This window comes from Pseudomonas sp. EA_65y_Pfl2_P78 (genome assembly GCF_963970495.1).
In the GTDB taxonomy this organism is placed as follows: Bacteria; Pseudomonadota; Gammaproteobacteria; order Pseudomonadales; family Pseudomonadaceae; genus Aquipseudomonas; species Aquipseudomonas baetica_A.
Window position 1 is genome coordinate 83,818 of the sequence record NZ_CAXAON010000004.1, and the last position, 23,531, is coordinate 107,348.

The 23,531-nt window shown below is 56.5% G+C and carries 20 protein-coding genes; 3 read left to right on the forward strand and 17 right to left on the reverse strand.

Features of this window, described 5'->3' with window-relative positions; genetic code table 11:
- Window positions 1-26: 26 nt before the first annotated feature.
- The 3 genes from AACY02_RS05505 to AACY02_RS05515 form a co-directional block, all read right to left on the reverse strand.
- Window positions 27-284: a hypothetical protein gene (locus tag AACY02_RS05505; RefSeq protein WP_221729325.1), complete on the reverse strand. Its 258-nt coding sequence runs from the start codon at window positions 282-284 to the stop codon at window positions 27-29.
- A 44-nt stretch (window positions 285-328) separates the two neighbouring features.
- Window positions 329-655 (reverse strand): hypothetical protein, encoded by a 327-nt coding sequence (locus AACY02_RS05510; RefSeq protein ID WP_339431089.1) that lies wholly within the window; start codon window positions 653-655, stop codon window positions 329-331.
- Between the two features lie 97 nt (window positions 656-752).
- A complete protein-coding gene (locus AACY02_RS05515) occupies window positions 753-1,406 on the reverse strand; it encodes an HD domain-containing protein (protein WP_339431090.1) in 654 nt (217 codons plus the stop codon).
- 151 nt (window positions 1,407-1,557) lie between these two features.
- Here AACY02_RS05515 and AACY02_RS05520 point away from each other — a divergent pair, with 151 nt between their 5' ends.
- Window positions 1,558-2,037 (forward strand): GNAT family N-acetyltransferase, encoded by a 480-nt coding sequence (locus AACY02_RS05520; RefSeq protein ID WP_339431091.1) that lies wholly within the window; start codon window positions 1,558-1,560, stop codon window positions 2,035-2,037.
- 66 nt (window positions 2,038-2,103) lie between these two features.
- On the opposite strand, the gene AACY02_RS05525 is transcribed toward AACY02_RS05520, so the two are convergent.
- From AACY02_RS05525 to AACY02_RS05550, 6 genes are all read right to left on the reverse strand, one after another.
- Window positions 2,104-3,096, reverse strand: coding sequence for a LacI family DNA-binding transcriptional regulator (locus tag AACY02_RS05525; RefSeq protein WP_339431092.1), 993 nt, complete (start codon window positions 3,094-3,096; stop codon window positions 2,104-2,106).
- A 75-nt stretch (window positions 3,097-3,171) separates the two neighbouring features.
- Window positions 3,172-4,641: a glycoside hydrolase family 32 protein gene (locus AACY02_RS05530; RefSeq protein ID WP_445261471.1), complete on the reverse strand. Its 1,470-nt coding sequence runs from the start codon at window positions 4,639-4,641 to the stop codon at window positions 3,172-3,174.
- Between the two features lie 29 nt (window positions 4,642-4,670).
- Window positions 4,671-5,816 carry an ABC transporter ATP-binding protein gene (locus AACY02_RS05535; protein ID WP_339431094.1) on the reverse strand — a complete coding sequence of 382 codons (1,146 nt, stop codon included), beginning with the start codon at window positions 5,814-5,816 and terminating at the stop codon, window positions 4,671-4,673.
- A 27-nt stretch (window positions 5,817-5,843) separates the two neighbouring features.
- Window positions 5,844-6,686: a carbohydrate ABC transporter permease gene (locus AACY02_RS05540; protein WP_339431095.1), complete on the reverse strand. Its 843-nt coding sequence runs from the start codon at window positions 6,684-6,686 to the stop codon at window positions 5,844-5,846.
- Window positions 6,683-7,648, reverse strand: a complete 966-nt coding sequence (locus AACY02_RS05545) for a carbohydrate ABC transporter permease (protein WP_339431096.1) — start codon at window positions 7,646-7,648, stop codon at window positions 6,683-6,685. The genes AACY02_RS05540 and AACY02_RS05545 overlap by 4 nt, the downstream gene beginning before the upstream one ends.
- A gap of 21 nt (window positions 7,649-7,669) precedes the next feature.
- Window positions 7,670-8,944 carry an ABC transporter substrate-binding protein gene (locus AACY02_RS05550; protein WP_339431097.1) on the reverse strand — a complete coding sequence of 425 codons (1,275 nt, stop codon included), beginning with the start codon at window positions 8,942-8,944 and terminating at the stop codon, window positions 7,670-7,672.
- Window positions 8,945-9,112: 168 nt separating this feature from the next.
- Between AACY02_RS05550 and AACY02_RS05555 the strand changes: the two genes are divergently transcribed.
- The gene (locus AACY02_RS05555; protein ID WP_339431098.1) at window positions 9,113-10,678 is read left to right on the forward strand and encodes a carbohydrate porin; all 1,566 of its coding nucleotides are present in this window, start codon (window positions 9,113-9,115) and stop codon (window positions 10,676-10,678) included.
- A gap of 236 nt (window positions 10,679-10,914) precedes the next feature.
- On the opposite strand, the gene AACY02_RS05565 is transcribed toward AACY02_RS05555, so the two are convergent.
- From AACY02_RS05565 to AACY02_RS05600, 8 genes are all read right to left on the reverse strand, one after another.
- On the reverse strand, window positions 10,915-11,613 hold the full coding sequence (locus AACY02_RS05565; RefSeq protein ID WP_339431099.1) for an outer membrane protein: 699 nt from the start codon (window positions 11,611-11,613) through the stop codon (window positions 10,915-10,917).
- A gap of 85 nt (window positions 11,614-11,698) precedes the next feature.
- Window positions 11,699-12,172, reverse strand: coding sequence for an SRPBCC family protein (locus tag AACY02_RS05570; protein ID WP_339431100.1), 474 nt, complete (start codon window positions 12,170-12,172; stop codon window positions 11,699-11,701).
- Between the two features lie 26 nt (window positions 12,173-12,198).
- On the reverse strand, window positions 12,199-15,615 hold the full coding sequence (locus tag AACY02_RS05575) for a beta-ketoacyl synthase N-terminal-like domain-containing protein (RefSeq protein ID WP_339431101.1): 3,417 nt from the start codon (window positions 15,613-15,615) through the stop codon (window positions 12,199-12,201).
- 75 nt (window positions 15,616-15,690) lie between these two features.
- Window positions 15,691-16,776, reverse strand: a complete 1,086-nt coding sequence (locus AACY02_RS05580; RefSeq protein WP_339431102.1) for an acyl carrier protein — start codon at window positions 16,774-16,776, stop codon at window positions 15,691-15,693.
- Window positions 16,777-16,894: 118 nt separating this feature from the next.
- A complete protein-coding gene (locus tag AACY02_RS05585) occupies window positions 16,895-18,595 on the reverse strand; it encodes an FAD-dependent monooxygenase (RefSeq protein WP_339431103.1) in 1,701 nt (566 codons plus the stop codon).
- Window positions 18,596-18,658: 63 nt separating this feature from the next.
- Complete coding sequence (locus AACY02_RS05590) at window positions 18,659-19,270, reverse strand: HAD-IB family hydrolase (protein WP_339431104.1); 612 nt, start codon at window positions 19,268-19,270, stop codon at window positions 18,659-18,661.
- The gene (locus AACY02_RS05595; protein WP_339431105.1) at window positions 19,257-20,780 is read right to left on the reverse strand and encodes a class I adenylate-forming enzyme family protein; all 1,524 of its coding nucleotides are present in this window, start codon (window positions 20,778-20,780) and stop codon (window positions 19,257-19,259) included. Before AACY02_RS05595 ends, AACY02_RS05590 begins: the two co-directional genes overlap by 14 nt.
- 81 nt (window positions 20,781-20,861) lie before the next feature.
- Window positions 20,862-21,875 (reverse strand): SDR family oxidoreductase, encoded by a 1,014-nt coding sequence (locus AACY02_RS05600; protein WP_339431106.1) that lies wholly within the window; start codon window positions 21,873-21,875, stop codon window positions 20,862-20,864.
- A gap of 610 nt (window positions 21,876-22,485) precedes the next feature.
- Here AACY02_RS05600 and AACY02_RS05605 point away from each other — a divergent pair.
- The gene (locus AACY02_RS05605) at window positions 22,486-23,082 is read left to right on the forward strand and encodes a TetR/AcrR family transcriptional regulator (protein ID WP_339431107.1); all 597 of its coding nucleotides are present in this window, start codon (window positions 22,486-22,488) and stop codon (window positions 23,080-23,082) included.
- The last annotated feature ends 449 nt before the right edge of the window (window positions 23,083-23,531 follow it).

Genomic DNA, 23,531 nt, shown 5'->3' on the forward strand with positions numbered 1-23,531 from the left:
CGCACGTGCGGCGAACGGCCCGGCGACTACTGCAGATCCAGCTTGCGCGCCGCTTCAACCCCGGCGGCACTGAGCTTGATCGGCAGGTGCAGCGAATGTTCGCCAGCCTCGTTGCACGTCACATGACCATGGTGAATCAGCCCGCGATCCTGCAAAGCGGCGAGGGCACTGGCCACGACTTTCTCCCCGCGATAATTGTCCAGCACCTCTTTGCCCAAGCCACTTGGGTGGGCGTGCAGCAGGCGAGTGAGGACTTCTTTTTCCAGGTTTTTATCGACGTTCATGGTTACCTCTTCATGGATGTGAATAGGACGCTCGCGTCGGCGAACTACTGGCTGGAACCCTCGGAGCCCGAACCACCGGTGGTGGTTTTCGAACTCGCGCCGGCACCTGAGTTCACAGGTGGCACCGGGTTGCCGGACGTTCCGCCCTGACGTCCAGGATCGTTACCCTGGGTGCGCGGGTCGGTGCCGGTGGCTGGCGGAGCAACGTTGACGCCCGAACCATCGGTATTCATGCCGGGGGTACTCTGGATGGCGGGGGCTTTGGGGTGTTCGACCGGATCGGTCGGGCCGGTTCCTGTAGCGGTGGCGGCGAATGCCGCGGGGCAGAGCAGGGCGGTGAATACGAGGGCGGTCAACCTTGACGGGATCATAGGGCTTCTCCAGTGATTGAAATCCTTACCTGTCGTTGGTCTGCCCTCGAATCGGATTGGTGCCTGATGAGCGACGAACGGTCGAGCGCGATTGCACTCAGGCGACGCCGATTTCTTCCTTCAATTGCTCCATGAAACCCTTAAGGCGTTGATGACGGATCAGCGCCAGACGCTGACCGGCTGCGGTCTGGAAACCGTCGGCGAGGTGCAGCAGTTTGGTCTGGAAATGATCGAGGCAGAAGCGTGTGTCGTCGTAGTTGCGTTGTTTCGCTTCGGGATCTAGCGGGTCGTAAAGCGCCGAGCCCATGCGCCCGGCGACATAGAACGTGCGAGCGACGCCGAGCATGCCCAGCGAATCGAGACGGTCGGCGTCCTGGACGATTTTTGCTTCGAGGGTAAGCGCGGCGATGTTGGCGGAAAAACTGTGCGCCTCAATGGCGTGGGCAACCGCGGCGATTTTTGCTGACGGCCAGTTCAGTTCTGCCAGCACCGTTGACGCTTTTTCCGCCGCCAGACGCGAGGCCTGCGAGCGCTGCGGCGAGTTCTTTTCGATGGCCACGCAATCGTGCAACAGCGCCGCGGCCAGCATTATTTCAAGATCCCCGCCTTCCTCGGCCTGCAACGTACGCACGTTGTGCCAGACCCGCTGCAGGTGCGCGAGGTCGTGAGCACCGTCGTCTGAAGGCTCAAGGGCGTGGGGCAGTAGATCCGTTGCCAACGTCGCCAGTGGTACAAAAGCGTTAGGGTTCATTAGCATCCTTTGAGGTGAGCGCTATTGTTGTGGGCGCGGCGCTAAATCATCAGCTGCCCGGCCCTGCCAAGGTCAAGCGTTGAATTGCCATGTGACGAGCGCTCCGTCGCGCCTTAGTATGGCGCTTTCCAATTTCCAACAAGGCCCGTCCATGTCGATCGAAATCCGCCCGGCGACCCCCAGCGATGCACCGCAGATCCTCGCCTTCATCACCGAACTGGCAGATTTCGAAAAGGCCCGCCACGAAGTCATCGCCAGCGTCGTCGACATCGAACGCAGCCTGTTCGGCGAAGGCGCCACCGCCCATGGGCTGATTTGCCTGCGCGACAGCCTGCCCATCGGTTTCGCCGTGTTCTTTTTCAGCTATTCGACCTGGCTGGGCAGCAACTGCCTGTACCTCGAAGACCTCTATATCACCCCGGAACAACGCGGTGGCGGCGCCGGCAAAACCCTGTTGCGCCATCTGGCAAAAATCGCCTGCGACAACGACTGCGGCCGCTTCGAATGGAGCGTGCTCGACTGGAACACCCCGGCCATCGACTTCTACAAATCCCTCGGCGCCCAACCACAGGAAGAATGGGTGAGGTATCGCATGGATGGCAAGGTGCTGCGCGAGTTCGCCGAAGGCTGAACACCGATGGGGACGTGACAGACGAATGGCCAATCGAAAGCAAGCGGGTGTGCTATCACCTAATGCTTATAGTGATGCCCTGATCACCAATGGACAATCAACTGGCTGGGCTCCCGATTCGTCGAGGGACTCGATCAGGTGCCGGGCAGCCTTGCGACCGATCTCGTAGTACGGCAGTTGCACTGTGGTCAGCGGCGGGATGAACAGCTCAGCAATACCGATCATGTTGTCGTAGCCGAGAACGGCGACATCGTCGGGAATTTTCAGGCCACGGCCCAACAGTAACTGATAGGCACAAAAGGCAATGCGGTCGTTGCCACAGATCAGAATGTCGAACTGGGGACGACCCTCAATGATGTGCCGGTCGAGGATGGCGGCGGCTTCACCATAGGCATCATGATCGCAAAGGTCGTATTGCAGGACTGCGTCAGGCGCAAGGCCAAATGCCTGGCAGGCACGCTGCAAGCCTTTTTGTCGCAGGTCCCAGGCCAGACTCTGTTTTGGCAGATTGATACACAGAGGGCGCCGATAGCCTTGGCTCAATGCGTGATGTACAGCGCGATACTGCCCCGTTTCGTCGTCGGGCACATAACTCACCAGGCGACTGTCATCCGCCAGGCAATTGGCAAGTACCAGTGGTTTGCTCTTCAAACGCTCGGGAATGCACACCTGGCGAAAGCCCATGGCGCTGAAGATCAGCCCGTCGGGACGGTGCGACAACATCAGGTCGATGTTTTGGTCGGTGGGTGGGTTGCTCAACAGGTTGAGGATGAACACATTCCAGCCCGCCTGCTGCGCGGTCTGTTCAATGGACAGCAGCAACTCGACGGCAAACGGTGTGGTCGCGGTGTCCAGCGCGAACACACCGATGGTTCGCGACTGGAGGTTGTCGCCGCGCATTTTGCGCGCCGACAAGCTCGGTACGAATTGCAGTTCATCGATGGCGCGACGCACCCGCAGAAGGGTTTCGGGGCTCAGTTTTTCCGGGTTGTTGAGCGCTCGAGAAACCGTCATCAGGGACACGCCGGCCAGCAGTGCAACGTCTTTCACTGAAGTCATGTCAGGCGAAACCGATCAGATTGACGCAGAATCATGACACATCGCCCGCGCTTCTCGCGACTCGAGTGACGCTGCTCATAGCCATCCCGAGGCGAGAGGCCATGCCCTGGTAATCGAGACGCGCCCGCCACTGCCGCTTGCAAGAAGCTTCACGCCAAGACTGTCGGGCTTTGGGTAGAGGCGACTGCTGAGGCTGAAGCGCCCGTTTTCGTCGAACACCTCAATCGATGAGCGATCGAGGAACACCCGTAGTTCCAGTCGCGCTTGTGTCGGGTCTATCGACACGCTGCGTTGACCTGTGACTTGCGTACCCGAGCGGCTACGGTCAAGCACCAGACGCTGCAGTGACGCATCGTAGTAGAGCCGCGTTTCTTCCTGGCCATCGACGCTGCAGCGCAAGGCGATGCCCAGGTGGCCGTCGGTGCAGCCGAGCAAGTCCAGATGCACATGGATTTCGAGCATATCGCCATTCACTTCTGGCACCCACCGGGCTCCCGACTCCTCCCACCAAAGCGTGCCCGGTAATGGCGCTGTGCGCAGAGCGGTGAGCTCCCGTGCCGGAAACACGCAAAGGCGATCGGCGCACAGTTCAAGTTCGCGTGGCAAACCGAGCATGCCGCACCAGTGATGGGCCTGGCTCGGCATCGGGCTTTCCCACATGTCGAGCCATGCCCACACGAGGCGCCGGCCATCGGCGGCCAATAGCGTTTGCGCGGCATAGAAATCGTGGCCGTTATCCAGCTCGATAAAAGGCCCGCCAGTGAAGTGCCAGTCGCTGTCGAGTCGGCCCACTCGGTAACCGGTCTGGTACTTGTTGAGTCGGTCGTAACCTTGGGATGACATGCCTTGGGGGGAGTACAGCAGCACATCGCGTCCGTTCAGTCGAAACAGATCCGGGCACTCCCACATATAGCCATCGCCCTCGCTGCCGCTGGATACATAGTCAAGGAACTCCCAAACGTGCAGATCCGTGGAACGGTACAGCGGGAGCAGCGGCCTATCGCCCAGGCGTGCGCCGGCAATCAGGTACCAATAGTCATCCTCCTTCCATACCTTGGGGTCACGAAAGTGCATGATCGTGTCTTGCGGCGCGGTCTCGATGACGGCGCCATGCTTGACGAACCGGATGCCATCGGTGCTGGTTGCCAGGCACTGCACTTGACGGATCAAGCGCTCGTCACCCACTTCCCCCAGCCAGGTGTGTCCGGTGTAGATCAGTGCCAGGGTATCTGCGCACACCACAGCGCTACCGGAAAAACATCCGTCACGGTCGAAGTCATCGCCCGGTGCCAGCGCTATGGGTAGGTGCTGCCAATGAACGAGATCGGCACTCTTGGCATGACCCCAATACATCGGGCCCCATTTCGCTTCGAAGGGGTTATGTTGATAGAAAACGTGATATTCGCCCCGAAAGTACACGACCCCGTTAGGGTCGTTCATCCAGCCTGCCGGGGGGGCAATATGATAACCGGGTCGATAATCCTGGATGACGCGGGACAGGCCATCACTCAGCGCACGCTGCGCAAGGTCAAGGGTGCAAGGCATTGGATCGCTCAGGGTCTTCAAAGACAAGGTCATAGGGCGCGTGCTCGTACCGGGCGCAGAGGGACGCCGTCGGGCAGGGTTTCAGTGGCTTGAGGATGGCGCTTCAAGGCTGCGCCGTCGGCGTCGAACAGGTGCAGGTTGTCGATGTCCAGTTGCAATTCGACCCGATCGCCCACCTGCCAACCGGCGCTGACCTCACAACGACAGGTCAGCGGCTCGTCCTGACCGGTATCCAGGTGCACATAGGTTTCGCTGCCCAGGTATTCGACCCCGGTCACGACGACGCCGGCGGTTCCATCCGCCGCCTTGAGCGAGACGTGCTCCGGACGAATTCCGAGGCTCAACTGCGTGCCCGCCGCCAGGTTCGAGCTGTCGAAGGGCAGGGCGGTCATACCCAAAACGGCGGTGTCGATCAGGCTGGTTTCGCCCGGCGCATGCAGGCGCGCCGCAAGGAAGTTCATTTTTGGCGAACCGAGAAAACCGGCAACAAAGCGACTGGCCGGGCGCTCATAGAGTTCGCGCGGTGAACCGACCTGTTCTACGCGACCGCCATTGAGCACCACAATTTTGTCAGCCAGGGTCATCGCTTCCACTTGATCGTGGGTGACGTAGATCATGGTCGAGGCCAGTCGATCATGCAGCCGGGCGATTTCGTTGCGCATCTGCACCCGCAAGGATGCATCCAGATTCGAAAGCGGCTCATCGAACAACAAAATGTCCGGTTCGCGCGCCATGGCTCTGCCCATGGCCACACGCTGACGCTGCCCACCGGACAGTTCTTTTGGCTTGCGTTGCAGCAGTTTGTCCAATTGCAGGATTTGCGCTGTTTTCAGCACGCGCTCGCGCAGGCTGCTCTTTTCAGTCTTGGCCAGTTTGAGACCAAAGCTGATGTTGTCGTAGACGCTCATGTGCGGGTACAGCGCATAAGACTGAAATACCATGCCGACGCCTCGCTCGCGCGGTTCCAGGTCGTTGACCCGTCGCCCGTCGATCAGCAGGTCGCCGCCGCAGATCGAATCCAGTCCGGCGATCAATCGCAGCAGGGTCGACTTTCCGCAGCCCGAAGGGCCGACGAACACCACGAATTCACCCGCCGCGATCTCCAGGCTGACGTCGCGCAGAATCCGTACGCCGCCCAGTTGTTTGTTCACGTTGTCCAGTTTCAATTTGATCACGATGCTGTTCCTTGTCTTTGTTGGGCATCAACCCTTTAACGCGCCGGCAGTGAGACCGGAAACGATTCGGCGCTGGAAGATCAGCACCAGAATCACCAGTGGGACGGTGACCACCACGGAGGCGGCCATCAACAATCCCCAAGGCAACTCATGGGGGCTGCCGCCGGAAATCAAAGCGATGGCGACTGGCACGGTGCGTTGGGTGTCGGTGAGGGTGAAGGTCAGGGCAAACAGGAACTCGTTCCACGCGGCGATGAAGGCCAACAAACCCGTGGTGACCAGTGCGGGCCATAGCAACGGCAACAGCACTCGGGTCAGCGTGACCCAGGGCGAGGCGCCATCCATGATTGCCGCTTCTTCCAGTTCATGGGGCAGTTGGCCCATGAACGTGGTGAGCACCCAGACGGTGAAGGGCAGGGTGAAAATCGTGTAGCTCAGGATCAACGCCAAAGACGTGTTGTACAGACCCAGGGCGCGGATCACTTCGAACAGCCCCGACAGTACGGCGACTTGGGGAAACATCGACACGCCCAGAACCATCATCAATACCGTGCCACGTCCACGGAATTTCACCCTTCCCAAGGCATAGGCGGCGGTCAGGCTGAGGAACAGCGCCAGTGTCACTACGCACAACGCAACCACCAGCGAATTACCAATCGCCCGCAGGAATGAGGCTTGGTGGAGTACCGTCGTGTAATTGGAGAAGTCGGGAGTTTCGATCCAGTAGCTCACCTCGAACAAGGCGCTGGACGGCTTCAGCGACGTCACGATGGCGTAGTAGAAAGGGAAGACCGCATACAGCAGCAACACCCCGATCAGGCACCAGAACCCGAGACGCAGCAGGGTTTTTTTCAGCAGGCGCGGGCTCATGAGCGGACCTCCAGTTGACGGCGTCCGAGGTACAGGTAAGCCATGGCGATTACCGCTACGACCAGAAACAGCAAGGTCGAAGCGGCGCTGCCGTAACCGACGTCCTGAAACTCCACCAGGTGTTGGCGGGCATAGACCGACATGCTCATGGTGCTTGATGAGTTCGAGGTCAGCACATAGATGACGTCGAATACCCGCAAGGAGTCGAGGATGCGGAAGATGGCCGCCACCAGCAGAGCAGGCATCAACAGTGGCAGCGTGACACGCCAGAACACTTTCAGCGGATGAATGCCATCGACCCTGGCGGCTTCGTAACAATCGCTCGGCAACATCTGCAAGGCCGCGAGCATCAGCAGCGTGACAAAAGGCACGGTCTTCCAGACGTCGACGATGATCACCGCCCACATCGACAGATCTGCATCGGCTGTCCAGGCCAGAGGCGCATCGATCAGGCCGAGGCTCAGCATCAGGTGATTGATGATGCCGAACTGGTCGTTAAGCATCCATGACCAGATCTTCGCCGAGACAATGGTTGGAATCGCCCAGGGAATCAGAATCAACGCACGCACCAGCGAACGGCCGGTGAACTTGATGTTCAACAGCAACGCCACCAGCAGCCCCAGGACGACTTCCAGTCCCACCGACACCACAGTGAAATGCAACGTATTGCGCACCGCATTCCACCATTGCGGATCGACCAGGATGCCCGACCAGCCGGCACTGCTGTGAAACAGATAATTGCTCAAGCCGACAAAGGTTGCATCGCCCGTCTCGGCCAGGCTTGCGTCGGTCAGGCTGAACCAGAATGTGCGCAGCAGCGGCCAGGCCGCCACCAGGGCCAGGCACAGCAACATCGGGCTCAGGAATAGCCACGCGGCGCGAACGCGACGGCGTTGTACCGGCGTTTCCCGAGTGAGCAGGTGCTCTTCGTCGCCGGGGGCGAGTGTAGTGGAGGCTGACATGGTGATTTCCTTCCTTGTGGCTTACCAGTTCCGGCGTTTGATACGCGTGAGTTCGCTTTCCAGTTCGGCCAGCGCTTGATCGACAGGCAACTCGCCCGCCAGCACGCCATGCACTCGATCGAAGAACGCATTGGAGACCCGTGGATAGCGATCGGCAGTGATGGAGGCGGGGCGCATCACCCCATCGTTGAGAATGCTGTGCAACTGAGCGTAATAAGGCATGGCCGCGAGCAATTCGGGGTCTTGATACAGCGACTCGATAACCGGGTTATAGGCGCCAATCAGGGCACGGTGTTTTTGCTCTTGGGCACTGGTCAGATAGTTCACCAGCTCTGCGGCAAGTTTTGGGTTGGCACTGTAGCGCGATACCGCCAGGCCCCAGCCACCGAGGGTGGAGGCATGTGTGCCGGCTTCGCCGCCGCGGGGCAGGGGAGCGACCCCAACCTTGTCTTTTACGGCGCTGTCCTGGCTTTGTACCAAGGCCCAGACATACGGCCAGTTACGCATGAACAGCGCATTTCCCGATTGGAATACGCCACGTCCTTCCTCCTCGGTGTAGTTGAGTACGCCACGCGGGGAGATGTCTCCTACCCAGCTTTTCGCCAGGGTCAAAGCCGTTTTCGAGGCCTGACTGTTGACCACGATGTCGCCTCGTGGATTGACCAGTCCGCCTTGCGGTTGGCTGCTGATCCATTCCAGCGCATTGCACGTCAGGCCCTCGTAGGCGCGCCCCTGAAAAATGTAACCCCACGCATTGGGGTTCCCGGCAGCGCGTTCGGCCTGTTGAATACTTCTGGCGGTCGCGGTCATTTCTTGCCAGGTCTGGGGAACTGGCTGGTGGTACTTTTCGAGCAAGTCTTTGCGGTAATACAGCAGGCCCGAGTCAGTGAACCACGGCATCGTCACCAACCGTCCATTCACCGTGGCGTTATCCACCTGTGCCTGGAAGTAGCCCTGGGTCGCGTTGGCAGGAAGCACCTCGCGCAGATCCAGCAGATGTTTGGCCAGCATCCCCGGCCACACCATATCGATTTGAATGATGTCGATGTCGGCGGACTGCGCGCTGAGGATCTGCTGGTAGAACGACAACCGCTCGGTCGCCGAGTTGGGCGTGGAAACCACCTCTACATTGTTGCCGGTCTGTTTCGACCACGCCTCGACAGCCTCCTTGCAGAGTTGTAACTCCGCACCCACCGCACCGCACGAGATCGTCAAATGGGCTGCGTTCGAGAGGGATGGAAACCCGGCACAGAGGGCGAACAGTGTGGCTGGCAGGAGAGATTTCAGATGTTTCATTGAGCACCCTTTATTTTTGTTTTTAGAAAAGTTAACGTTAACATCGCCAAATGTAGCAGCGTATTTGCGATGGGGCATCCTTTTTTTCGTCGATTGCGACAATTCACAACTGACGAAAAATGGCCGGTCGCGGGAACAAAACAATAAAAACAAAACAGGGAAATCCACATGCAGAAAGCATCAGGCTGGCTACTCGCAGGCGTGCTCGGCACATCGGCGGCCACCTCTCAGGCCGCGACTCTGGAAGAGCGCATGGCCGCGTTTGAAGCCCGTGCCAGCGCAGCGGAACAGCGTGCAGCCGCAGCCGAACAGCAAACCCAGGCGCTCGCCAGGGAACTGCAGCAAATCAAACTCGCCACTCCCGCTTTGCAGCCCGCTGCGTCCACTGCCGCCGCCCATTCGACGCCTGCTTTGGATACCCGGCTGGCAAAACTCGAAGCCCGTCAGGACAGCATGGAAAAAACGGGCAGTACTGGACACCTTACAGACGGGTTCAGCTTCAAAGGCTATGCCCGCTCCGGATTGCTGATTGACGAGGGGCTTGGTGGAGGCCGTGGCGGGCCTTATACAACGCCGGCCGGCTCAGTTGGTGGTGCTGTCGGGCGACTCGGCAACGAAGACGACACCTACATGCGTATAGACCTGTCGAAAGAAACCTATGCGCAGAACGGCACCCGCGCCAAATTCACGGTGTCCATCGCCGATGGTGTGGAGAGCTCCAATGACTGGACGGCCGACGAGAGCAACCTGAACGTGCGTCAGGTCTTTACCGAGCTCGATCATCTTGCCGCCTTCAAGGGCAACTCAGTGTTCGAGAACGCCACCTTGTGGGCAGGCAAACGATTCGACAGGGATAACTTCGATATCCATTGGCTGGACTCCGACGTGGTCTATCTGGCCGGCACCGGAGGTGGTATCTACGATGTGCAGATGAACAAGAACTGGCGCTCCAACTACTCTTTGATCGGGCGTAGCTATGGGGATTTCAGTGAGGGCGGTGTCAATGCCGATGTGCAAAGCTACATCCTGACCTCCAACCAGTTCTTCGATAATGGTCAGTGGCAGTGGATGTTCAATGGCATTGGCTCAAAGAAAAACGACTTCGGCAATCGCAGCAATCAAGCAGGCCTGACGCCTGCGGATTCCGGCTTGCACAGCATGTTGGCCAATCATCAGAAAAACTTCTTCGGCCGGGAAGGCTTCTTCAAAACGGCGCTGCTCTATGGACAAGGTTTGGGGGCAGAGGTCAAGAACATCGGTTCGGATGGCGAACTGATCGACGACGCCCGCGCTCTGCGCCTGGCGCTTTATGGTGAGACACCCATTGCCCCCGGCTGGCGTATCGGCCCCAGCTTGCTGGCCGAACAGAGCAAGGACAGATACGTCAAGGGTGACGACTACCGCTGGATGACCCTGAACGTGCGTTTGGCCAATGCAATCAACAGCAATTTCGAGATGGCCTACGAAATGAGCTGGCAAACCATGGACCTCGACCCCAAGGGCTACAGGCAACGCAATGCGGTCGACGGTAACTTCTGGAAATTCACGGTCGCTCCGACCTTCAAGCCTGACGTTGGAGACCTTCTCACACGTCCCGAATTACGAGTATTCGCCAGTTTCATGAACTGGTCTTCGGATCTGGACAGATACAGTTCCACAGACAACTTCGGCAAGACGGACTTCAACGCCGGAGGTGTTTGGCAATACGGGATACAAATGGAAACCTGGTTTTAATGTTTGAACACGCTGGCCAGCACGCCTTCAGCGCGCCGGCCGGCTGTTGTTGCAAACAGTGATGTCGGCTGCAGACATCTGCTTTGAGATTGGCCATGAAAATTTGGCCAACTTCAACAGGCACTGTGACAACGAAATGAAGTGACACCGAATATCGTCGTGGAACAGCAGTGGCGTTATTCAATCCTCAGGCTTGTCATAGCGACGCCGTGCCGGGCGTCGATGCATTTAACCGCTTAGAACCAATAATGCAGGCCGAGCATTAATGACTGGGCGCTGTAGTCAGTGCGCACATCGCCTTGGGGCAGGCCCTGAATGTCGCCGAAGTGCGCATCGCGCGTCTTGAGGTATCGATAATCCAGGGACGTGGACCATTGATCGGTGAGCTCGAAACTGACCCCGGCTCCGAGTTGATAGGCCGACACGTTGTCGCGGTGAGTATTGCCGAAGTGGACGCCGCCGGCTTCCAGGCCACTGATTGATACGGTGCTGTAGCCCAGGCCGCCACCCATGTAGGGCGTGAACCGACGGAAGGGCGCCGGGAGGTTCAGGAAGTCATACCAGAGGTTGGCCATCAGGCTGGTGACTTCCTCTTTGCCTTTGCCCGGGATGCTCCCGCCGCCTTCGTAGACCCGGTTATTGAATTGGGTCAGTGTGTTTTTGCGGTAACTGAGTTCCACCTCGGGTCTGAGCCCGACGGGGAAGCGCCAGCCCAATGCCAGTCCCGTGGCGTAGCCGGAGTTTAAGGGGTGATTGAACTGCATCTCGACAAAATCGAGGTTGTTCTGATTAAGGTTTTGCGGCGCAACCCAGTTCAGGCCGCCCATGACACTGATGTAGGGGCCGAGTGTGTCGGCGGAACTGGATGCCGGGCTGACGAAACCCATGCCTATGACGCCCATCACGAGATACTGAGTGTTTTTTAGTAAGTTCATGCTCGGTCCGAAGTGTGCCGTTATCGATAAGTAGACGAATCTTGCTCAGGCGAGAGCGTTCAACACGCCCGTTCCCGGTATTTTTTTAGTGCTGGCAATGCGCGTCAGGTTTTTCGAACACGAGGTTGTTCATCGCTTTAGCTCGTTGTTCCGCCAGGGTGCGCAGGTTGGTCAGTGCGGTGGTCATGGCTGCCGTCAGCATCTTTCGTAATAGCCCGCGGTATAAAAAACTGAAGGGGCCGGAGATCTTCGCGCTGTGGGTGACCTGGGTTTCATGCGGGGAAAGCCTGTGCATCCGGTGATCGAACTCGAGGTCGATCCAAAGCAGTCTTGCCGTGTTCCGATAGCTTTCATGCAGCCGCACCGCTTCCAGTTTCAGTGGCATGCTCAGGCCATTTTTGAGGACGCACTTGCCCCGCGTTCCAGGCTGGAACGGGCCATCGAGTTCACAATGTCTGACGTCGGTATCCCATAACGGCGCTTCTGAGAAGTTGCTCCAGATCTCCCAGATTTCAGAAGGAGGCGATTTGACTCGGACTTGCACATTTACATCGTTCACGGCGACACCTTTGTTGTGTGGGGCTGTCACGCAGCCGGCGCGGATTGACTCAGCACTTGAGCGGTAATATTCGCTTGACCGATTTTTTCGCCCCGGTTGAACAGGTCGATGTAGATCCGGTTCGTTTTGAAGGGCTGATCCTGCGCGTCAAAACCGGTTTGCGGTGCCAATGACAGGGGACTGTTTCTGGGGATTGGCCGATCGAGAGTGAAACTCAAGGCAAGCAGGTTCATCGGGGTATTGAGTGGGATTCGTAGATGGCTGTGAGCAATCTGCATGTAGCACTGACGGGCAACTTCGAGGAAATAGACCATCGAATAGTGCTCTGGATCGCCCTCCTGGAAGATGTGCTCTTCCGGCAGTTTGAGCGTGTCTACGCTCAAACCCTGGGCGATACCGCTTATGTCACTGACGATGATGTTTTCTTCTCTGGCCTTGTGCAGCAACGCCTTGTCGCGGCAGCGAACAGCCGTGAATTCGCCGGCGGGCGATGTTTCGAACGCCGAGTTGTAAGCCATGCCAAGGATGCATGTGCACATCAACTTGCCGGCCTGCATGACCTTGGCATTGAAGACCTGAGGGTCTTTGCCTTGCTCCAGATGAAGCTCAATCGCACCCTGCTTCTGTACGTATTGCTGGAACTTGATACTCAGGTTTTTGACATAGGCTACTCGGCCGCTCAGTGGGGGCATGGCGAGTTCAATCAGTTGCAACACGCCCTCGAGCAATAAAATGCCGGGGATGTGATCAAGTGGATGGTCGAAGAAGTAAGGGTGCGCTTCATTCACCACGAGTTGGGCGTGCAGTGACTGAGGGCCACGCTGGACGTTGGCGATCACGATATTCTCCGGGCGACGTTGCCAGTGCGCGGGGCGCTGGGCTTCAGCGCCACGGTGCAGTGCGAGAAGTCCCTCCACAGCGCGAGTTCTGACACGTAGCCCCGAGAGCAGGGTGCTGGTCAGCAACTCGCTCAGTTCCAGTACGTCGACACCGTCGTGTCGCGGCTCCCTCACCAGGCTGACAGGGTGTGCAGGCGAGATGACCTTCTGCAACGCCTGGGGCGCCGAGTGAGCGAAACGCAACGTGAAGGGATGCTTGACGGCCGCGGCGGGTTCGGCGGCGGTCGTGCGCCACTCCCGAAGTTTTTCAGTAAATAACCACATCACAGCCTTGCCGGCTTCGCGCACCTCGATCACCGTGTGAACAGAGGCACTCAACAGCACCGCCAACAGGGTTTCGATGCCACTGGCTTCGGCCAAAAAACCGGTCATTTCTTGCAGTGAACTGCTGGCATGAGTTGCATCAGGCTGCAGTTCGCAGACTTCAATGTTCTGGTACTGACTCAGCGCTTTGCCCTGCAGTTGGCAAGCCTCTTGCAGCGTGTTCGCGGCATGGGCCAAGACTGCTGCGCGGATCACCAGTAAAGGCTTGTCGCTGGAGCTTGGTAGATAGGGGCGCAGAGCGATCACCCCCACCCCTTCGCCTTGCCGTGTCGCTGAGTGCCGGGCGCGTTCGATCTCTATTTCGCCACTGATAAAACGCCCTGCACCGAGCAAGAGCGTCGTCACGCCGCCCTTGAGCCACTGCTGCGATGCCAGCAAGGTTTGCCAGAACAAGCCAGGGGTGCCGACCAGTGTTTGATGGAAACCTTTGAAGTCAAAAATTTTCGCCGGGTAGCCGGACAACATGTTCGGCAACATGGTGGCCACATCCGTCACCTCCACACCGGGCGGCATGCCTTGAGCCTTGGAATAGAACGTGTGGGCGCCGCTATACGCATTGCTGAAACGCTCCCCACCCATGTTGCAGCACATGACCATCGCAGTGCCGGGTGAGCCGGCCACGCCTGGCAGGCGTTGCAGTAAATGATTGATGCGATCGGTGACCAACAGCTTGAACGGATCGACATGGGCCAGATGTTTGGGCCCCATGCCGAAACCGTCTATATCAATGACGCGATCCTGCGACAGGAATTTCCCCAGTAACGGCTGGCCCGCAGTGGCGGCGCAATCAACGAAGCGCCCATAAGGGAAACTGACTGACGGTGCTGCTGGCTGATCGAGTTGTTGCTTGAGCGCCTGCAATGAGAAGTGACTGCCGATCGCCGCTTCAGCCTCGACAATGGCAAGGTCCAGCATCAGCACGCCGGGGGCGACCCGGGGGACGGCAGCGCGGTTGTCGGGAATGTACTCATCCACCACCAGATGCGCATTGGCGCCGCCGAAACCAAAGCTGGATATGCCAACCCGAATCGCCGACGGACGATCTGCCAGGGGCTGTACCTGCGCTGTGGCCAACTGCAGGCAGGTCTCATCGACTTTTGCGCTGGGGCGGTAGTCGGGCTGAGGGGGAATACCTTTGTGACGCAATATCATCAATGCCTTGGCGAGCGAAGCGCCTCCGGCGGCGGCCAATGGGTGACCAATGACGGATTTGATCGAACCGATCATTATCTTTTTGCCAGCTGTGCGATGAGGGGCGAAGAAACTGTTCAACGAGTCCAGCTCTGTCGCATCCCCTAGCGGTGTACCGGTGCCATGGGTCTCGATGTAGTCGACGTCGTTGGGGTCAAGACCGATATAGGCACGCTGGTAAGCCGTGCATTGAGCCTGTTTGCCTGGCGCAAACACCGAACCTTCGGCGCCGTCGGCCGACAGTCCCAATGCCCGCAAAACCCCCAAGGGACGGCGCTTCGCAATCAGGGCCTGCGAGACAGGCTCGACCAGAAAGGCGACCGCACATTCGCCCGGCACAATGCCGTCAGCGTCCTGGCCGAACGCCTGCATTTGGGCTCGGGAGGAAAAAGCGGTCAACTGCGAGAACCCCAGAAACAGCGCCGGCGGCAGCACGGTGTTCAGTGCCATGACAATCGCGTTGTCTGCCTGTGCGCTGTTGACCAGTGCTTGGGCCATATCGATTGCATAGGGGAACGAACTGCAGGCGGTGTCTACTGATAACGCGGGGCCACCCAAGGCAAACGCCGCCGCCAGTTCAGCGACTTGCTCACCCGGCGTATAACCGCGTGGTGTATTGGCTGTTGCGCAGACGCCGGTGACGAAGTAACTCTCATCGCTCCAGGACGTCGCGACCACCAACGCGGTGCGCTCCTTGATCAATACCGAGCCTTGTGCGGCAAGCTGGGTGAGGAGTGTCTGGAGTACTTTCTTGCCGATGGCGACCTGCCGTCCTTCATGGCGTGAAGGGGTCGATGCGTCATCGGTCAGGCAAAAAGCACTGTCCAGGTAAGTACGATCCTTTTCCCCTTTCTTGGCCGAATAGATTGTCGCCTTATCCAGCTCCCAGCGTGTCAGCATCGAATCGATGGGCGCTACCTGTCCCTGCGCGAGCAAGTGCCAAAGCGCATCCGTTGAGGGGGCCCCGGGAAACTCTCCAGCCATTGCACTGAAGCAAAAATCACCCTCTGTCGTTACCGCGCCACTCATACCCGTTCTCCTGGTTGTCAAAATGCCGGGTGATCTTTGCGATCACCGGGTTCCATTCCATTTTTTTACAGCGGCTCAGCCCAGTTTTTTCAGCAGCGACACGGCGTCTTGCGGCGTACGACGCGACATCAGCGCCTCACCGGCGAATTCGCTGACAGGGCACTGTTGCGCCATTGATTGGCAGAGGGTTTCGCGGGCAAAACCGATGAGCCCCAACTGCGCGAAAGGCGTCTCGATGTCGATCGGCTGTGGCGCGTCGGGGATCAGGGGGGACAGGGCGTTTAAAAGCAGATTGCTTAGCGGCTCCTGGGGGGCTGGTGTGCTGGATGGTTGCGTTTGGCTGGGTATGCCTGAGGTGGATTCGGGGATGGCCAGGGCGGCTTTAATCAATACGATTGTTTCCTGTGGACACTTGGCGTTGACCAACTCCGTGCTGTTGGCCTTGAGTGACGGCCACAAAGCGACGATCGCTTCCTGGAAGTCCAGTTGCACCAGGGAGTCCAGGCCCAGGCTTTCATAGCTTTGCTTCTGGTCGATCTGGTCAGCGGTAAAACCGGTGATATTCGCCAGTTGCTCAAGTACCCATGTTTCGATATTCACGACAGGCGCCTGCGGATTGGCTTCAAGTCGTGCCAGCAGGACGGTAGGCGAGGGCGCATCAAAGAGTAATGAGGTAAGTTCTTTCTTTTCCGGAAAGTGTTGAGCCAGGGATTCGAAAATATCGACCAGCCCCAGGGAGTCGATGCCCAAACTCTCGAAACTTTGATCGAAGTCGATTTGTTCCTTCTTGAATCCAGTAACCGAACTTATTTCGGCGCGCAACCATTGCGCGTAGCTGAGCGCAGGCGTTTGGTCGGCAACGGTTGCCGATGCCAGCACTACCGGGTTGGCGTGTACGGGCTCCAGGGCGGGCAGGCTTCTATTGACGGGGGTTTCAACCCCATTGGCATAAACACCTTCCAGGACTTGTTGATGAGCGTTGAAGTAATGCGCAGTGACCGTTTCGGCCTGCTCTAGCAAACGCATCAATATGGACTCTTTTTCGATATTGGAATCGCAAAGTGAATCAATGATTTTTTCTGAAAGAGAGAAATAGCTATGCGCTATTTTTCCATTGGACACGATGAATTCCTGCACAACATCGTTGAGTTGGGCGCGCATGGGGTTCTCCTAACCAAAGTCGGTATATGTTTTCTATCAACAAGAAATCAAAAGTCATGGCCCAAGGCTGGGCCCTGTGTCACTCAATGAAGCAAACAGGCAGTAGCCATATAGAGACTTAAAGTTGGAGTTCCACTGCGTCGATCTCGGAAGATGTTGTTTTTCTGGCCCCTTTGAGCAGCCCGGATCTTACGTTCAGATAAGTGAAGAGCGTGATTGCATCAGCCCCCTGGAAAGCGATATAGCCGTCAGGACGAATCAGCATCAATGTGCCCTCTTTGGCGTGGTAGCGCTTGTGCAGCCGCCAATCGGGGTCCAACAACGTTGAGTGCCAGAAAGGCAGCTCGGAGCTACTCAATGCATCAATGATGCAATAAGCCTTGATGCCCGGGTAATCCTTCTCTACCGACTCGGCCAGCGAGCAATAGCCCGGTAGCAAGGGAGAAAACTGATCGGCTGCGCTGAAAATCAGCAGTGTGAAGGTTCCCTGGAACAAGTCGATCAAGCGTTTTTGCGGCAAACCCTGCCGTTGCCACAACTCTACATCGGGAGCCAGTTGACCTGCGCGAGGTGCAGTCGTCTGGAATTCGGGTTTCTTCCCTTTTTTGTCCCAATTCATGCGCTGCTTTTTCGTCAGTGATTCTTGAATGTAATCACTTTTGCCGTAGTGGTACTGATGACCGGAAATCATCGTGGGCAACGTGCGCTGAACCTTGCGCCTGTTGCTCAGCAGTGGCAGAACATTGTCGCGCAGCCAAACGAGGGCGCGATGCCTGAGGGTTATCAATGCGGTCAGTCGGTGTGCCGTGTTCTCGACTTCCAGGGCAACCGGATAACGTTCTTCGTTGTAGCTTTCCAGCAGTGATTGATCCGCCAGGCCCTGATCGACATAGGCCATTTTCCACGCCAGGTTGTAGGCCTCGGAAACACCCAGGTTCATCCATTGCCCGCCGATCGGGCTGCCGATATGAGCCGAATCGCCCACCAGGAACACAGAGCCTTGTTGCAGCGACTGCACGCGACGATGTTGAAAGGAGGCGATGGTAGTCGATGAAATATTGGACAGCGTCATCTTTTGCCCGCGCCCTTCGCACAACCGCTGAAAGTTCTCCAGGCTCAAGGACGGACGCTCGCCTTCTGGCGGCAGGTCGTAGGGCATCTCGATGAACAGTCGATAACGCGATTGCGCGCTGATCGGTGCGACCGCCACATAGCCGTCCTGCGCACCGAGGAAGAAAGCCCCTTCGTCCTTGCTGCCAGACCACTCGATATCGGCATCGGCCAGCATGAAGAAACGGTCGTAGGACGATCCTTCGAAGGGCATCTCAAGACGTTTTCTGATGTTGCTGCGAGCACCGTCGCACGCGGCCACCCACCGACTGCTGAAGGATTCGTCGTCACCGTCCGCATGATGAAGCGTCATTCGCACGGAACCCGGCAGGTTTTCTATATCGACCAGTTCGGTATTCCACTCGACCTCCACCCCCAACTTGCCAAGGCGCTCAAGCAGAATCTTTTCTGTTTGCGGCTGTGGCAGGCTGAGAAGCAGGGGATAGGTTGTATCCAGGTAGGAGAAGTTGTAGTTCAGTACCCGTTTGGCGTTCGACTGCACCGAAAACTGGTTGATCGTGAACCCGTCGCTGATGGCCTGATCGGCAACACCCAGATCGCGAAAAATTTCCAGGGTTCTGGAGTGAATGGCCATTGCCTTGGTGGCGGTGGAGGGGCCGGCATTCTTTTCAATAATGCGAAAAGAGACGCCCCACTTCTTCAGCATGATTGCCAGGGACAGCCCTATAGGGCCAGCACCGACGATCATGACGGTCGGGTTTCTACCGAGGCCCAGGTGCTTGGGTGCCAACGTGCTCAGAGTGTTCATCTGTTAGTACCAGTTTCTATAGAAGGGAGAGTTGGCAATGCCGAGCAGGGCATCGTCACCTGATGAATCTCCGTAGGCATAAATGTAAAAATCATCAAGGTTGCTCAAACAGCCTTTGAGCCGTGTGACTTTTTCTCTCTCAACACAGTTGGTACCTGATATCCCGCCAGTGAGTTTGTTCTTCGCCGTCGCCAGGCGGGTGCCACATACATAGTCAAAACCTGCTGCCTGCCCCCAGGGAATCAGATAGTTCTCCGGCGAGTTACTGACCAGTGCCGTGACATGGCCCATGGACTGATGCCATTGCAGCCGGCGCAAGGCTTCGGGCCTGAGCCAGAGCGGTAGCTGTTCGCTAATGAAATACTTGGCATGTTCGCGCTCTTGCTCAACTGACAGGCCGCCCAGGTAGCAGGCAATGAACGCCAGGCGCGCCTGCATCAACGGTGTGATGCCAAGGATCACACTGAGCATTTTGGGCAGCAGGGGAACGATCCTTAGCCAGAACGACTGGGTTCCCACGATAAAACGCATGTAGCGCCAGAACGTATGTCTGTCGGTCAGTGTGCCGTCAAAGTCGAAAACGGCCAGTACCGGTTGTGTGCTATTTGCTGGCATGGATCTCTTCCTTGAGAGAGACAATCTCGATGGTTCTAGGCAGTTTGAAGCTTGAGAGGTAGCGCGAGAGCAGGGTGGAGAGAGCGTTCTGGGTCAGGTCACCGCTCCCTTCGACGCACAGGTGCAATACGTTGACCTCCTTGTTGTCAGGGACGATGTAAGCTTTCGCGCGCACCACGCAAGGATGCTTCAGGGCAATGGATTCGATTTCGGTCAAGTCGACCATTTGCGCTTTGATCTTCGAAATCCGCAGGCGCTGGCAATAGAAGAACACGTGTCCTTCATCGTCCCGCCAGACCAGATCTCCCGTGTGCAGCCAGCCTTCACGAAAGAACCGGGCATTGGCTTGCGCGGCATCGTTGTATCCGTCAATCACCATCGGGCCGCGTATCAACAGTTCGCCGATACGCCCCGTTGCGACGTCTTGACCCTGAGCATCGACGACCCGCAGTTCTACGTTGCGAATCGGCTGGCCCATGGCGCCACGATGGACCTTGTCGATCGAGCTCTGGACTATCACCGGCATGCTCTCGGTCAATCCATAGCCTTGCAGCACCGGATTGCACCCCAGCAGCCTTCCCAGTTTGTCGGCTTCGTCTGCCGGTAGATGGCTGCCACCTGAATAAATCATCAGTTGTGGGTGCATCGGCAACAGCGCGCCTTTGCGTTTGGCCAGTCGCGTATTGAAGTAACGAATGACGTCAGGCACCAGGCAGGCAAAAGTGACCTGATGACGGGACAAGACTTCCGCCAGATCCCTATTGAGCAGGGTGTTGGTCATGAGCAGGGTGGCGCCCACGCTCAATGGAAAGACCATCATCACGGACAGTCCGAAGATGGCATACAGCGGCAGCGTCACCAGATGAACGGATCCGACCCCTTGAAGATGAAAATGCTCATGCAGTCCATCGCTCGATTGCGTCAGATCAAGGTAGCGGTGAGGAACGGCCAGAGGTTTGCCGGTGCCCCTATACGTGAACTGTACCGAGACGATCGGATTGCCTTCAGGCAATAACAAAGGTTCGGTCTGTCGAGGAAGCTGTGATTCGGCCGTTGCGTTGTCGGGCAGGGAAGGGGATGGCTCGCTTGCGGTGTTCAACACCAAGGAGTGATGAACGCCGTAGGCAGGCTGAAATGTCTCGCTATGTTGCTTGAATAGCGTTTCGGTCGTCACGACCAGCGTCGGGCGGGCAATACTGATGACGCTGCTCATTTCGAATGGCGTCAGTTTGTAGTTGAGGATAATCGGAGTCGCTCCGCGCCCGATGATCGCCAGGTAGTAAGCGATGAACTCCACCCCATTGGGTAGAACAACCGCCACTTTGTCACCTGGTAATACACCTAGATTTTTCAGTGCGCCGTTGCACTCTTCAGCCTTTATTCGCAACCCACGGTAAGTGACAGTCTCTTCTTCCGCGTCCAGGTTCCTGATCGCAACGTGGTCCGGGAACGATTCTGAAAAACCGACGAAACGATGCAGAAAACCTTCTTTATATGAAAGGCTTTTCATTTACCAACCCCTCTCAATCCTTGAAGTAATGGTTAGACAAAAAAAGTAATACAGAGGCAGGCTACAGATAAAGTGTTTCAACTATGCATTTGTGTAGTTGTTCTTTCGATACCAGTCCAGAGTGTCGGTCAGTGTTTCTGCTACGGGGCGAAACTTGCATTCCAGCTCTTTCAGGCTTTTGTTATGGCTGAAATGAGTGCGCCCTTGCTCTTGCTCCATGAGTTTTACGGTGGAAGTGCTGATGAGCACCGGTTTTTTTGTCACTCGGTAATAACCTTCATACATCAAGGCAATTATTCGCAGCATGAACAACGGGATTTTTCGCTCCGGGGCTTTTACGCCACTGACACTGGAGAGAACCTGGAAGATGCTTTTCATGTTCATATGATTGCCGGCTGCCAGATAACGTTCTCCGGATCGGCCGCGTGTGATGGCTGCGAGCTGATGTTCCGCCACATCCCGGGCGTCTACTACGGAAAAACTGCCTGGCAGCACACCAGGCAATTTCATTCCGACAAAGTCGAGCAGGAACTGTCCTGATGAGGTCGGGCCGATATCCCCGGGGCCGAACATCCAGCCCGGTAATACCATCGCGATAAACATGTCCGGGTGTTTTAACAAGAACGCCTGGATTTTTTGCTCGGACAGTATTTTGCTCAAGTAGTAATCATCAGCTTCCGATTCACTGCGGGACATCGTCTCATCGATTACCTCATCTTTGTTGCCCTTCAATACGGCAATGGATGAAGTATGGACTGCACGACGAATGCCGGCGGCGTAGGCGGCTTGCAATAATTGCTCGGTCCCGGTGACGTTGGTGTCATACAGTTTCTGCCAGTGTTTTCCACCTTTATAACTGTCGCGGAAGTAGGCAGCGGTATGAAATAAGGCATCACAGCCTTGCAGGGCATGGCTGAAGGCGTCGACATTGAGCATATCGCCTTCGACAAATTCGACAGGCAGACTGCCGAACTGCTTCCTGGCTTTCTCTACGGAACGAACCAGTGCTTTTACTTTGATGTTTCGCTTTAAAAGCGCATGAACCAAATTATTACCGAGCAGGCCAGTAGCGCCTGTAACAAAGGCATATTCCATTAAAATCCAGCTCCTGTGGGGTAACCTGCTGCTGCATTGAGATTGATGTCACGGGGCTCAATGCTCTGATCAGGTGTTGGCTGAACCAACGGCGCAAGTAAAAACCATTCGGTATCTGAAAATCAAGCGGTATTTCGTTTTGGTTGTAGGGGGGAGGTCGTTGAGTTGGATTAAAATCCATTAAAATCAGCAGTTTGTAGATTTTATGGTAGTGGTCGTCTCACCTGGTTTGGGAGAATTGAGGCCATTGAAGGGAATTTTTCGTCGCTCGCCGCTTTCCTTTGGGGGAGCCCCAAGACAGCCTTGCTGATTCGATCGGGTGGGCCACGCGTCCGGTTGGATACCGAAGTGCCTGAGCGTGCTGCAGTTGCCACCTCTTTATGAGTTGCAAGCGCTTGCACTGTCGGGGTTGCATGTCGACGCAGTGCATTTCGCCGCCTCCGTTTCCATGCATGGCATTTACATGGCACATTTTAAAAGCTTAAATGTAAATTGATTAAGGTAGTCTGGTATAAGGTATAGTCGTTAAATTAGTATTCGCAGTGAATGGCAAGTTCATTACATTTAGTTACAAATAGATTTTTTTTGTTTGGCCAGAGGAGCCGAGGGTGTGATTAAGAAGAGAATGGGGCGTGAAGAAAGCCAGCAAGTAACACGGGATAAATTGTTCGATACCGCCACTGATCTTATGGTTAGAAAAGGCTTTCATGCCGCGAGTGTCAATGCTATATCTGAGGAGGCGGGTTTTTCAAAGGGAGCTTTTTTTTCAAACTTTACCAGCAAGTCAGACTTGCTTCTGCAATTAACCCAGAGGTTCAAGCGGGTTGAAATCGATCGGCTGGGCGTCACGCTGGCTGCCGGGTATTCATCAGAAGAACTGGTGCATGGATTGAATTCTTATATCGATACGCTTAAAAATAACGCCAGTTGTGCCATTTTGGATGCGGAGTTACAACTGATTGCTTTGCGCGATGAGGAGTTTTCAGCGCATTACTACGCTCTGCATCAGGAGAATAGTGAGGCCTTGGGCAAGTTGATTGCGATTATATTCAATCATTCAGGAAAGAAGCCTCCGTTGGAGTGCGCCAATCTTGCAAAGACATTCACCGCTCTGTCGGAGGGGTTGATATTGCAAGGGCATAAAGATCCCGCTTCAGAAATAAAGTTGGTATTGAATTCGCTTATCCAGACTGCAGAGCCCTTGTAGGATGTTTGTCAGCCTAATACGTAGGCATTGTTTACATGTCCGAGGCTCAGAACTCGGGCGGGTGTGAGCGATTTTTTTCTGTGTTTGAATAACGTTTATTTGCTGTTCTTGCAAACTGACAAGCCCCGCGGGTGGAGTTGGTGCGTTGCCGTTTCATACTTTAGGTATGTGCTGGAGCGCTCCGCGAAAAAGCCATGAAAGTTTCCAGCGCCTGGTCTCAGGAGTCTGAATGAATATGGTGAGGGGTGGATCGCCTCCCAACGGGGTAGCCTTTAAAGCGGGCCTCATGCTTTATAGAGTGAAGGACTCATCGAGTGAAACGCAGATGAACTGCAAGGACTTGGACGCTGAATTAGAGGAGCGAAATTTAATCGTATGCAGAGTCAGAATGAACGCCTGCTCGTACACATTTCTTCCTTGAACATGTCCGGTGCGCGATGGCCGAGTGG